The 12,641-nt window shown below is 54.3% G+C and carries 11 protein-coding genes; 5 read left to right on the top strand and 6 right to left on the bottom strand.

Annotation, left to right across the window (positions count from 1 at the left end; all coding sequences use genetic code 11):
* Positions 1–3: 3 nt before the first annotated feature.
* The 4 genes from ACOOGA_RS15730 to ACOOGA_RS15715 all read right to left on the bottom strand — a co-directional run bounded on the left by ACOOGA_RS15730 (position 4) and on the right by ACOOGA_RS15715 (position 4,973).
* Positions 4–1,389: a beta-1,3-glucanase family protein gene (locus ACOOGA_RS15730; protein ID WP_417461366.1), complete on the bottom strand. Its 1,386-nt coding sequence runs from the start codon at positions 1,387–1,389 to the stop codon at positions 4–6.
* 566 nt (positions 1,390–1,955) lie between these two features.
* Entirely contained in the window at positions 1,956–2,939 is a 984-nt protein-coding gene (locus ACOOGA_RS15725; protein ID WP_417461367.1) for a hypothetical protein, read from the bottom strand.
* Between the two features lie 101 nt (positions 2,940–3,040).
* Positions 3,041–4,156: a site-specific DNA-methyltransferase gene (locus tag ACOOGA_RS15720; protein WP_417461368.1), complete on the bottom strand. Its 1,116-nt coding sequence runs from the start codon at positions 4,154–4,156 to the stop codon at positions 3,041–3,043.
* A gap of 166 nt (positions 4,157–4,322) precedes the next feature.
* Positions 4,323–4,973: a ribonuclease HII gene (locus tag ACOOGA_RS15715; RefSeq protein ID WP_417461666.1), complete on the bottom strand. Its 651-nt coding sequence runs from the start codon at positions 4,971–4,973 to the stop codon at positions 4,323–4,325.
* 139 nt (positions 4,974–5,112) lie between these two features.
* Between ACOOGA_RS15715 and ACOOGA_RS15710 the strand changes: the two genes are divergently transcribed.
* Positions 5,113–5,550, top strand: a complete 438-nt coding sequence (locus ACOOGA_RS15710; protein ID WP_417461369.1) for a PAS domain-containing protein — start codon at positions 5,113–5,115, stop codon at positions 5,548–5,550.
* A 771-nt stretch (positions 5,551–6,321) separates the two neighbouring features.
* On the opposite strand, the gene ACOOGA_RS15705 is transcribed toward ACOOGA_RS15710, so the two are convergent.
* Positions 6,322–7,554: a DNA recombination protein RmuC gene (locus ACOOGA_RS15705; protein WP_417461370.1), complete on the bottom strand. Its 1,233-nt coding sequence runs from the start codon at positions 7,552–7,554 to the stop codon at positions 6,322–6,324.
* A gap of 188 nt (positions 7,555–7,742) precedes the next feature.
* Here ACOOGA_RS15705 and ACOOGA_RS15700 point away from each other — a divergent pair, with 188 nt between their 5' ends.
* From ACOOGA_RS15700 to ACOOGA_RS15690, 3 genes are read left to right on the top strand one after another with little or no spacing between them, the layout of a single operon-like run.
* A complete protein-coding gene (locus ACOOGA_RS15700; protein ID WP_417461371.1) occupies positions 7,743–8,630 on the top strand; it encodes a phytanoyl-CoA dioxygenase family protein in 888 nt (295 codons plus the stop codon).
* Positions 8,627–9,859 carry an NAD(P)/FAD-dependent oxidoreductase gene (locus ACOOGA_RS15695; protein ID WP_417461372.1) on the top strand — a complete coding sequence of 411 codons (1,233 nt, stop codon included), beginning with the start codon at positions 8,627–8,629 and terminating at the stop codon, positions 9,857–9,859. The genes ACOOGA_RS15700 and ACOOGA_RS15695 overlap by 4 nt, the downstream gene beginning before the upstream one ends.
* Positions 9,860–9,879: 20 nt before the next feature.
* Positions 9,880–10,740, top strand: a complete 861-nt coding sequence (locus ACOOGA_RS15690; RefSeq protein ID WP_417461373.1) for a 23S rRNA (adenine(2030)-N(6))-methyltransferase RlmJ — start codon at positions 9,880–9,882, stop codon at positions 10,738–10,740.
* Positions 10,741–10,761: 21 nt separating this feature from the next.
* Here the strand turns inward: ACOOGA_RS15690 and ACOOGA_RS15685 are convergent, their stop codons facing one another.
* Positions 10,762–11,313, bottom strand: coding sequence for a glutathione peroxidase (locus tag ACOOGA_RS15685; protein WP_417461374.1), 552 nt, complete (start codon positions 11,311–11,313; stop codon positions 10,762–10,764).
* Positions 11,314–11,499: 186 nt separating this feature from the next.
* On the opposite strand from ACOOGA_RS15685, the gene ACOOGA_RS15680 reads away from it, so the two are divergent.
* Positions 11,500–12,609 (top strand): NADH:flavin oxidoreductase, encoded by a 1,110-nt coding sequence (locus ACOOGA_RS15680; protein ID WP_417461375.1) that lies wholly within the window; start codon positions 11,500–11,502, stop codon positions 12,607–12,609.
* Positions 12,610–12,641 lie beyond the last annotated feature (32 nt).

Raw genomic sequence — 12,641 nt, 5'->3', positions numbered from 1 at the left:
CCCTTACGGCATTTGTACTGCCGCATCTTCCAGCTTGAGCGTGAGCGTATCAATGCGCTGGGCATCAAGGCTCGCGAACACATGTGCAAAACGGTCCGAATACGCAAAATTGTAGGCATCAGACAACTCAGCCAGCGCGGCGGACCACTGATTATAATTCTCTGTGCCCTTTTGTAAGCCACCATAGAACCCTGAAACAGGTAGCTTGAACCAGTCTTGGCTGTGCATTGCACCAACCACTTTGCCGTCAACCTTCGCTTGGCTGCCGAGTGCCCCGATATTCATGCCTGAGAACAAGTCACCGCCGATCCAGCCGTATACATCATTGGCGGGTGCTGTGGGCGTGCTGGCGCCGTTCAGGTAGAAGGGCGTGTTGCCGCCATAAATGCCGCTGGGGTTAAGCAAATCGTCCCGCTTGAAGAGGATTGTATTGCCGTCTTCGTTCACATCAGCGCCCTCAACCAAGTCAATCTCCAGCTCTCGCAGGCAAATATCAAGGTTGTCTTCAATGAAGGCTGCGTAGTTGTAGCTCTGGCGGCTTTGCGGGCCTGAAGCTGGCACATTAGGACCAACGCCCGCAAACTCTCCTACGATATAACCCGCAACACCTTTGCCCAGTGTTTTAACCACCACACCGCGCTTTGTAGCCTTGCCGTAGTTGTGCCGAAGCCACTTCAGATATTCCTCAAGCGTATCGTACGGCATGACCGGGATGCCCACGTTCGGATAAACGCTTGGATAAGATGACGGGCCGATGATACGCGCGAAAGAGGTTCCCGGCGCAGGGCCACCCGGATATTGTGTGAAAGCCCCCGGCACGAGAGCAGGGAGTGGGGAGCCATCCGTTCCACCGGGTCCCGCCACGCCGGATACGGGCGGTGTTGTCAGCTTGTTGAGCTTATCGAACACGTCCTGCGCTGTGGTTTTCCCAACAAGGCCGGATACGGTCTGCACAGACTTGCCCGCCTTGGAGGTCTCAAGGCTCATCGGAACAGCCCAATAATCGATTGAGGTGAGGTTGGCCACATCCGCTGGGGCGCCGGTGAATGTCATTTCCATTTTATCATATCGTAGGAAAAAATTGGGGTCTGTCACCGCCTGACCGGGTTCATACCCGGTATATTGAACGGCCCACGGTGACCCGTAACATACATAAACCCGGCCGCTGAACGAGGTGACCGTCGCGCCCGAAGAAAGGCTATCAAGGGTATACCAGTTCCCGGTTGCGGGAAATGAGCTAACGCCACCATCTACCAGTGCGAGTGCGGCGCCTGTAGCCGTGTTGGTGACACTGAACGCCGTGCCTCCAGAGCCCCCGACAAAGCCGACATAGATATCCGTGGCGTCAAAACCGCTGTTGTTCTCAAAAGTAAGGTTGATCGTGCTCATGCTGTGCTCCCTTTTCACCGGAAAGACGGCAGGAGCTTAAGCTTGTGAACCATTCATTAGAGGGCAGCACAAGACATGAGCGCTTTTGCTATACTGAAATGGGCCGCATATGCGGCCCATTTGGGGGTTCCTGCTTTATGAAGAAACCTGACCTGATTTAAGCGTCGAGGTAAGCCGGGGTTTTCTTGCCAACCTTCGCGGCCTTTTTCGCCTTCTTGTCGAGAGTTGGTTTTTTCTTCGCTTCTTTTTTCGCGTTGCGATCTTTGCTCATTCTCATCTCCGAACAAACAATTGGTGCGCATTCACTGCATCACCGAGCCGGGGTGACCGACGGGCCACACAAACATCCGGCAACAATAGCATTTTGGTATAACACTGCGAAAATCAAGCGCGTATAGATCAGATTAGAAAAGATTGTGAATAAACCCGTGAATGCCACACAGCCTGAATACAATGCACAACATATCATCGGCATAAGCGACCAAGACCAAAAGAAATTGGCGCTCCCCTGGGCAGAGGAGCGCCATGGGCCACACGGATGGGCATCCATATGGCCGGAGGTAGGTTTAAAACTTGTCTTTGATCTTCTTGAGAAAACCGCTTTTTTTGCCTTTGCTTCGCTTCTCTTTGGCAAACTGCAACGCAAACTGGCCAAGCTTTTCAAAATAGTCAGCAATTGCGTCATCGCTCAGGCCAGCACTCTTGCGCGGTTCTTTCATCAGGCTGTCTTTAAAAGGCGCAAGCCGGGGATGCGAAAGGTCAGCAACGCCGGGCTGGCAGATAGCCTCAGCCACCAAACTATCCACCGGAAACTTGAAACCAGCATCGCCAAATACGCCAGCGTACAGGTCTCGTGTATCGAGATAGGACCGCATGGTTTTGTTCGCGCCCGTACCGGTTAGCAGCAACTGAGTGACAAGGTCGATACTCGCGTTTTGTGCGCGCGGCTCATCTGACATCCAGTCTTTGGTTTTGGCTGCAGGAATTCCAAACCGGTTGAAAAAGCGGGGCAGCAGGTTCTTCTTCTCGTCCTCATAGTTTCTGAGCTGTATCTGCTCGGGCGAAAGAGCTTCCTCCCACCTGCTGAGAAGCCCGGTATAATTGAGATGGGTGCGCGTTACTGCCACGAGAGACGTCAGAGGCAACAGCTTTTCGCTGCTTTTCATCTGCTGGTTCAGGGCACTGACGGAATAGCTATATATGTTGCGGAAGAAGAGGATAACCTCCACATCATGGCCCTCAAGCATCGCAAGGAACCGGCTTATGTTTGGGCTGTCCAGATGACTAAACGCCTCACCGGAGAGAAATAGGCTTTCTGCACCCGATGCCTTGGCATCCTTAAGCGCACGGTCCAGATAGGCTTTGACTTTTTTGTCTTCCCCGGCACGCATCAGCAGTGCGAGGCTTGAATGCTGTTTCGAATGAGGTTTCAGGCGTTCCTTCGGCCAGTGCACGCCATACTCGGCCAACAGCTCTCGGTTAAAGGTAGCGAAAGACTGTATCGCGGTCGTGCCGGTTTTATGCGTGCCTATATGAAGGTAGATTTTCATGTCTCAGGGGCTACTTTCTTTGCAATCACGCCGCCGCCGGAATACAGCCCGGGGCGCGGTCGCGTGCAGCCATAGCATAAGCCAATATCGCGAGTGAAAGCCTAATTCAGCTCCGCCCGTACCTGCTGGCGGAAAATGTCGATCGGCAGCAGTTCACCCTTTTTCTCAATGTGCCAGAAGGTCCAGCCGTTACATGCTGGCGCGCCCTGCACACTGGCACCAACCTTGTGGATGGAACCTTTTTCAGCTTCAGAGATCAGCGTGCCGTCTGTGCGCACACGCGCGGCATAGCGGCGATTGCTGTCATAAAGTGTTGTGCCCGGCGTGATAAGCCCACGCTCAACGATCGAGCCAAAAGGCACACGCGGCTGGCTGCGCTTGCTTTCGGTAAAACCAAGCGCTTCGTCATCAAGCTGCTCAACACCGGCAATACGCTCACGCGCCACCTTGATATAATCTGTTTCGCGCTCGATACCGATGTAATTGCGGCCCAGCATCTTGGCTACAGCACCTGTTGTGCCTGTACCAAAGAACGGATCCAGCACCACATCACCCGGCTTGGTAGACGACATCAGCACACGGTACAGCAGCGATTCCGGCTTCTGTGTGGCGTGGGCCTTCTTGTCGCCCGACTTCAAGCGCTCCTTGCCTGAACAGATCGGGAGCACCCAGTCAGACCGCATCTGCGTGTCTTCGTTCATGGCTTTCATGGCATCATAGTTGAAGGTGTACCCACCCTTGTCTGCCGACTTCGCCGCCCAAATAAGCGTCTCATGCGCGTTAGTGAAGCGCGTGCCGCGGAAGTTTGGCATCGGGTTGGATTTGCGCCAGATCACATCGTTCAGCACCCAATATTCAAGGTTCTGCAGCGCCGTGCCAACGCGGAAGATATTATGGTACGACCCGATCACCCAGATTGTGCCGGTATCCTTGAGGCAGCGACGCGCCGCGGCCAACCAGCGGTAGGTAAATTCATCATAAGCGTTAAAGCTTGAAAATTTGTCCCAAGCGTCATGAACACCGTCCACCTTGCTGTTGTCAGGGCGTGACAGCGTTTCCTTGAGCTGCATGTTATAGGGTGGGTCTGCAAAAATAACGTCGACCGACTTTTCGGGCAGCGCATTCATTACATCGATACAATCGCCCTGAACAATTTTGTTCACAGGCAGCGTTTTTAGCCCGCTACCCGTGCGGGTCGCGTTTTTTGCTTCAGCCATCAATTTTCTCCGTCCCGACTGGGCCCCGTCCCTGGAGCCAAGAGACCGAAACTGCCTGATTTCAGGCGGCATTTTTGCTCAAGTTTCGGCGAACTATTGAGGCGATTATGATTCCGACTCGATTCGACGTCAAGCGATTCTTTAATATGAATCAGCTAGTTATAAGCTATTCTTCATTTAGAATCTGCCGAATCGGCGCAAAAGATTTTCGGTGAAAAGGCGTCGCACCCACAAGCTTTAGTGCAGCCATATGTTTTGCAACACCATATCCTGCGTTTGACGCCCAACCATATTCCGGGTGCATTTCACCGAGTTTTTCCATCAAACGATCGCGAAAAACTTTTGCAATGATGCTCGCCGCCGCAATAGAAAGCGACCTCGCGTCACCCTTAATGAGCGTACGGGTGTGTATTTCAAGGCCGGGTGCGCGGTTTCCATCGACCAGCGCGGCTTCAGGTTTCACGTTAAGGCCAGCCACCGCCCGCCGCATCGCCAGCATGGAAGCTTCAAGGATGTTGATATCGTCAATCTCCTCAACACTGGCCTCGGCAATAGAAACGGATGTCGCCTGCTGCATGATCTGGTCATAGAGCGCTTCCCTGCGTTTTGCGCTCAGCTTCTTGCTGTCGTTCAGCCCTTCAGGAATATTTCCTTGATCAAAGACAACAGCCGCCGCCACCACTGGCCCCGCAAGCGGCCCACGACCAACTTCATCAACCCCGCACACCGGCGAAAAACCACCGCGCATTAGCGCGGCTTCAAATTGCCAGTCCGGCTTTGGCTTCAGGTCAACCCCGGCTTTATCAAACAGGTCCATCTCATGATCCGCTGCATATAGAGTTGCAATCAAGCCTCTGTAATGCCGCGCTTGCCCGGCTTGTGCAACAGCGACTTGACCCACCTAGCCGATCCGCTGCATGGTACGAGGGCTCTAACAAGCATGGATCAGCCTTTCAATGCACCCTATTGCTGCAGCCTTCGATGACTACTGGAATTCCCTGAAGAAGGGGGCCGCTATTCCGTGCTTTATTGACTTCAACATCAATGACGTACCAGTGGATGCGCTCCCCTTCATGTCGCTCATGCAAGTGGAAGAACGACCTCGCAGGTTTCGGTATCGCCTGGCCGGCACGTCCGTGGTTGCCGCCTACGGCAAAGACCTGACAGGCGTCTATCTAGATGAGCTCGATACCGGCGGGCGTTATGACGAATATGTGCATAACTTCAATCAGGCTGTGGACGAGCGCGTAATCAATCGCCGACAGGACGAATATACTCTGGCAGACGGCCGGGTATATAGGTTTGACGGTCACCTCTACCCGTTTGAAGGGGTGCACGGCGCCGTATCCCGCATCATTGTGCTCGCGATTGATAGCCTGATAGCCGACGCATAAAGACACTTTTCCCGGTAAACAGACCGAGCCAATAGAAAGGAGGCGTCCCCTTGGGGAGGGAACGCCTTAGTGCTTGGGTAGGTTTAGGAAAGAATTGCAGAGCTCGGTAAGCTCCTACTCAGAACAAATGAGGTTGGCCGGGCCGGGGTGGGCGCTTGGGGCTAGGGTCAGGGGGTATTGTGCAAACCCCCGCCCGACCGGAACCTGCTGCTAGCTATCGCTTGTATGCACAGAGACTGAGCTAGAGCGCAGCAGTAGGTTCAAAACATCTGCCGCTTAAGCGGCAAGGGGAACGCGTGCCAATCGAGCCGTCCGGCGCTTACGGCGCCACGTACGGGTCTCAGCTCTAACGCTTAAACTCTGGGGGGTTCCCGCAGGCGAGTAGGCACTCGCACCGCGCATGAATTCGGTAAACATCTTATTCTCCTCGCTGTTCATGCATTCCTGCATCAGCATATATATTGCCGTTTTTGGCATTTATGACTGTCGTGTCGTGGCCGTTTTATTGAGTGGAGTCTTTGCTCCCGGCTACATCCTTAATCTAATGGCATGCCCCTAAACTTTCAATGGTGCCCACCTCATTTATCGCACCGTTCGTCGCAAATGACGCCACGGTTCAGCCACAATTGCGGCACAGCGCATAGGCCAGTGGGCAAGCACCCTCAAATCCCAAGGGTTTACAAGGCGCTAACAGGCGCAGATCAATTATCTAAAATTTGAAAATTTTGGCAGGCTAACGAGACGCCGGAAGTTCGCAGCATTCAGCCGTGTCTATTGTTCGTCGTCACCAAGCAAGGCGGACGCAGTATTGTCCTCAATCGCTTCAACACCCTTCAGTGCACGCAGCATCTGATTCCGGCGCGTACTCAGCTTCTCGATATGCTTTTCCATGGCCTCTACATTCTTGCCCATGGCGCTGATCTGGTCGCCATAGCGTTCGAACTCATTCTTCACCGCGCCCAGCACCTTCCAGACCTCCTGCGCCTGCGCCTGCATCGCCATTTGTTGGAAGCCCATGCGGAAAGTGGTGAGCAATACCTGGAAGTTGGTTGGCCCGGTCACGGTTACGCTAAACTCACGCTGCAAGCCTTCCACAAAGCCCGGAATGCGCAGCATCTCTGCATATAGGCCTTCAGTTGGTAGAAACAGGATCGCCGATGGCGTGGTAAAAGGCGGGTTGATATATTTGGTGGCGATGTCTTTCGCGAAACCCTTTACCCTGTTCGCGAGCAGCTTCTGCATCGCGGCAATGCCGTCCGTGTCACCAGCCTCGACAGCGATCAGGAGGCGTTCATAATCTTCTGTCGGGAACTTGGCATCAACGGGCAAGTAAACTTCGGCGTCTGTACCCGGCATACGAATACCAAACTCAACATGGGTGCCTTTGCGGCCACAGTCGTAGTTTGCGACATACTGGTTGGGCGTCAGCACGTCTTCGATCAGCAACTCAAGCTGCACTTCCCCAAAGGTGCCGCGTGATTTCACGTTCGTCAGCACGCGCTTGAGGTCACCCACACCTGTCGCCAGCGTTTGCATTTCACCAAGCCCCTTGTGCACCTGCTCAAGCCGCTCAGACACTGTTTTGAAGCTCTCGCTCAGGCGTTTTTCAAGGGTGGTTTGAAGCTTTTCATCCACCGTTTTGCGCATCTCATCCAGCTTCTGGCTGTTCTCCGTGCGCAATTCTTTCATCTTTTCATCAAGCTTGTCGCGGAACTGCTGCTGGTCTTTCGCCTGATTGGTGCCAAGCGTGCGCACTGTCTCGCCCAAAAGCGTGACCGCCTTGGTCAGGTCTTCCCTGTTGGTGCGAAATTCGTCGCGGATCGCTTTCTCGCGCTCCGCCGCCTGCCGGGTCATGTCGGACATGCGGGTCTCAATACGGATCAACTGGTTCTGACTTTCCCCGTCATCAAGGGCCCGGCCGAGGCTAAAAAGCTTGACCAGCAAAACCACAATAAGCACGGCCAAAGCCGCAAAACCAACGATTACCAGTGTTTCCAAACCCACTCTTTGTGCTCCCGACTGCTAGATGCCCCTTCCTCAACTAGACTAGTGTTTGAGAGCTTGCAAGGTGCTTGCAAAAGCTTGACGCACAGTACCTCATATGCTTCGTATCTCTCATCGGGCAGTTGCCTAAATCAACCTCCGTGAGACAGGTGTCTAATCGGCGGGTGACGGCCCTTCAGGAGCAGGAGATGATACCTCGTTTTGACGCGAGAGATTTTACCGGCATCACCCCAGAAATGCGTGAGGCCTTTGAAAGAGACGGTGTTCTGGTTTTAGACGGATTGATCAACCCCGAGATTTGCGACGGCTTGATGAACCGCATGGCTGAATTGGTCGAAGGTTTTGATGCCACAGAGCACAAGGCCGTCTTTTCCTCAAAAACTCAGGCCCACACGCTGGACCTTTATCAATATTTCCTCGATTCAGGTTTTGGCACCCATTTCTTCTTTGAAGAAGAAGCTTTTAATGAAGACGGTGAGCTTACGAAACCCCTGCCGCTTGCGCTCAACAAGGTGGGGCATGCCATGCATGACCTCGACCCGGTTTTTGATCACTTCGCACGGCAAGATGCTTTCAAGCTGATCTGCGAAGGGTTGGACCAGAAGGAGCCACTACCGCTTCAGTCCATGTATATCTTCAAGCAGCCTCAAATCGGTGGTGAGGTGGTTTGCCACCAAGACGCAACCTACCTGAGGACCGAACCCAACAGCTGCCTTGGCCTCTGGGTCGCGCTTGAAGACGCGACAGAAGAAAACGGTTGCCTGTGGGGTATACCGGGCGGCCACAAAACTGGCGGGCTCAGGTCGGTTTTCCGCCGCAAGCCAGATGACGACGGCACCCTCACGGAAGTGCTGAACGAGGCACCGTTTGAGGAAGACAAAAAAGTGCCGCTACCGGCGCCGCAAGGGACGGTTCTGGTCTTTGGTGGATTGTTCCCACACATGTCTTCTGCTAACAGGTCAAACAAATCCCGCCACGCCTATACCCTGCATGTGGTAGACGGCGCGGCCGAATACCCGGCAGATAACTGGCTCAGGCGACCTGAGTATCTACCCTTGAGAGGTTTTAACGCGTGACCAGAATTGTCATCATCGGGGGCGGCCACGCGGCCGCCCAACTGGCAACCTCCCTTCGCATAAAGAAGTTTGAAGGGGACGTTACACTTGTCAGCGATGAACCGGTTGTGCCGTACCAGCGCCCGCCGCTGTCTAAAATGTATCTGTCCGGTGAGATCAGTGCTGACCGGCTGCCAATTCTGCGGCCGCAGGCCTATGAGGGGGCTGGCATCACACTCAAGCTCGGCCTTCGTGCCACAGCTATTGACCGCACGGCGCATAATATAACACTCGCGGACGGCAGCACGCTCGCATACGACAAGCTCATTTTGGCGGTTGGGGGCCATGCACGGCGCCTGAGCTGCGCCGGCCATGACCTCGCTGGCATTCACTATGTGCGCACCATGACAGACACCGACAGTATGCGCGGTGAGTTTAATACCGCCCGCAGCATCGTTATCATCGGCGGCGGTTACATTGGGCTGGAGGTTGCGGCAGTCGCCCGCAAGGCAGGCAAAAAGGTGACTATCCTTGAAGCAGCAGACCGCATTCTGCAGCGTGTTGTCGCCCCTGAAGTTTCAGAATTCTACACAGGCCTGCACCGGGCTGAGGGTGTGGAAATACACACCGGGCAGATGGTGACGGAGATTGAAGGCAACGACCGCGCCAGCGCCGTTGTAACCAGCGACGGTTCCCGTTTTGAAGCAGATATGGTTGTGGCAGGCATCGGCCTCATCGCCAACACCGAACTCGCTGAAAAAGTGGGGATAGAGACAACACCTGCTGGCATCACTGTCGGTGCTCATTGCCAGACCAGCGACCCGGATATCTATGCTGTTGGTGACGTAACCTGGCACCACAATGCCCATTACGGTCGTTGGCTCAGACTTGAATCGGTCCAGAACGCTGTCGACCAAGCCAAGGTTGCTATCGCCCACATCATGGGGGAAGAGGAAACCTACGACGCCCTTCCCTGGTTCTGGTCAGACCAGTATGGCCTCAAGCTTCAGATTGCCGGGCTTTCTGAAGGCTATGACAGGCTGGTGATGCGCGGCTCGCCAGAGGATCGCTCCGTCGCTTTCTTCTACCTTAAAGAGGGCCGTATGCTGGCCGCTGATTGCGTTGGCCGCATCGCTGAATTCATGAACGCCAAAAAAATCATTGCCGCTAGCGTCAATGTCGACGAAAATATGCTCACGGACGACAGTCGTCCATTCAAAGAAATTGCCGCCGAGATACTCGGCTCTTAGGCTTTAAGAAAGCGCACCTCATGCTCAGTTATCAGCACGCCTACCACGCAGGCAATATCGCCGACGTGCACAAACACCTTGCGCTGATGCTTCTGCTCGAAGGCTTTGCCGAAAACTCTGGCGCCTTCAGCTTTTATGATAGCCACGCAGGTCGGGGCATATATGACCTCTCAAGCCCGGAAGCCGAGAAAACCGGTGAACACAAGATGGGTGTTTCCGCGATTGATGAACCTAAAGATGACCAGCGCGCGCCTGCCCGTTACCTCGACCTTATCGAGACCTTCCGCAAGGAACACGGAGAGCATGCCTACCCGGGCTCGCCCTCAATTGCCCACCATTTCATGCGGCCGGGCGACAAGATGTTCCTGACTGAGTTACACCCGACAGAGCACCGCATCCTTGAGGAAAACTTCATTGCCTTCAAAAGCGTAGATATCCGAAAGCAGGACGGTTTTGAGATGCTGTCCCGGCTTAAATACCCCCACCACTTGCGCGGGGTAGCGCTCGTTGATCCTGCTTATGAAGTGAAGACCGATTACCGCAGTGTGCCAAAATCTCTCATGAAAGCGCTTAGCGGCTGGCCAAACGGTGTTTTTGTGGTTTGGTACCCTATCCTGCCCGATGACCGGCACAAACAGATGGTGCGGTCCCTGTTTTCGCTGGGTGGCAATGCTGTGTTCGAATCGCTGCTGATGGCGCCCGACGTGGCAGACCGCCGTGGCATGATGGGCACTGGCCTGATGATCTTCAATGCCCCACAAGGGTTTGAGGAAAAGCTTGAACAGGCGATGGATGAAATCACAACGCTGATGTTTGGTGAAGGCCTTGGCAGCCACGCTATTAAAAAAGGGCCAACTGTCGGTTCAGAGGCCCTTCTTTAGATACCCATAAGGATCAGGTGCTTATTGAAGCGCCTGATCAATCGCGGCTTTGAGCTCACTCGACTGCGGCTCCACCTTGCTGGTGAAATAAGCAACCGGCTTGCCGTCTTTCCCGATCAGGTATTTGTGGAAGTTCCATTTCGGGCGACTGTCTTCACCAAGCTCAGATGCCAGCCAGTCATAGATCTCCGCATTGCCTTCGCCGCCGTTCACAACCATCTTTTTGGTCATGGGGAAATCAACCTGAAAGTTCACCTTGCAGAAATTTTTGATGTTGCGTTCTGAGCCGGGCTCTTGGTCGCCAAAATCATTCGCTGGCACCCCAACAACAACAAGCCCTTTCTCGCGGTATTCCTCCCACAGCGCCTGAAGGCCTTCATACTGTGGGGTGTAACCGCAATAGGACGCGGTGTTCACCAGAAGTACCGCTTTGCCGTCATACTGCGCCATCGGCATTTCTGTAAATTCAATAGAAGTCAGTGTGAAATCATGTGCTGAAGTGGCGCTGGCTGCATGCGCACCCGCTGACCCCATCAGGATAACCGCTGCTGCCATGATCGATTTTAACCGCATTTTTTGTTCCTCTGCCAAAATTATTGACCAGATATACCTTGGCTTCGCGCCACAGGGAAGCGTGCTGACGCAAGTGTGATACCTCTCCGTCTACGCCCGCAGCTTGAAAACGGATCATCAGGCCCTACTTCCAAGCGGAGCCAGATATCACCCCGGGCCCGGCCCGGCACAATGAAGGAACTACTGATGACGGCAAGCAATGCGCCGCTCTTTAAAGCGTTTGACCTCAAGGACCTGCATCTTGAAAACCGGGTCGTGATGGCCCCTATGACCCGTACATTCTCTCCGGGCAATGTACCGAACGACCTGAATGTTGAGTATTACCGTCGCCGCGCAGAAGGTGGCGTTGGCCTTATTATCACTGAAGGCACCTGTGTTGGCCACAAGGCCGCCAGCGGTTACCCCAATGTGCCCTTCTTCTATGGCGACGAGGCCCTAGCGGGCTGGAAGAAAGTGGCAGCCGCCGTGCACGCTGAGGGCGGTAAAATCATGCCTCAGCTTTGGCACGTGGGTGCCGTCAGGCGTCCCGGTGTTGAGCCAGACCCTGAAGTGCCTGGCTATGGCCCATCCGGCCTTGTCGCCAAAGGCAAAAAGAAATGCCACGAGATGAGCGAGAGCGATGTTGCAGATGTGATCGATGCCTTTGCACAAGCCGCAGAAGATGCCAAAGCCGCAGGATTTGATGGCGTGGAAATTCACGGTGCCCACGGTTACCTTATTGACCAGTTCTTCTGGGGTGACCTCAATGAACGCACAGACGCCTGGGGCGGCAACCGGGTAGAACGCACTCGTTTCGCTGTCGAAATTGTCAAGGCTATCCGTGCCCGCGTTGGTTCACGTTTCCCGATCATACTGCGTTGGTCCCAGTGGAAGATGCAGGACTATAACGCCAAGCTTGCAAACAATCCGCTTGAGCTTGAGCAGTTCCTAGAGCCTCTCGCTGCTGCTGGTGTTGATATTTTCCATTGCTCCACACGGCGGTTTTGGGAGAGCGAGTTTTCAGGCAGCGACCTGAATTTGGCAGGCTGGACCAAAAAACTGACCGGCAAGCCAACCATCACTGTTGGCAGCGTTGGGCTGGATGAGGCCTTTACGGAAGAAGGCGCGCAAGGTTTCCTTGAAGCCAAACCAGCAAGCCTCGAGAACCTTGTCACCCGGATGGAAAATAACGAGTTTGACCTCGTGGCTGTTGGCCGGGCGCTGATCGCCAACCCGGACTGGGCCAACAAGGTCAAAGCAGAGCTGCACGATGAAATCCTGCCTTACACCAAGGACTTGCTGGCCAAGCTCGCCTAAAACACTCAAAAATCGAGAAAACGAAGAGGCGG

It is taken from the genome of Kordiimonas sp., from assembly GCF_965216265.1.
GTDB lineage: Bacteria > Pseudomonadota > Alphaproteobacteria > Sphingomonadales > Kordiimonadaceae > Kordiimonas.
Note: the sequence above shows the minus strand (reverse complement) of the source record. Positions and strands in the feature narration are given on the sequence as shown.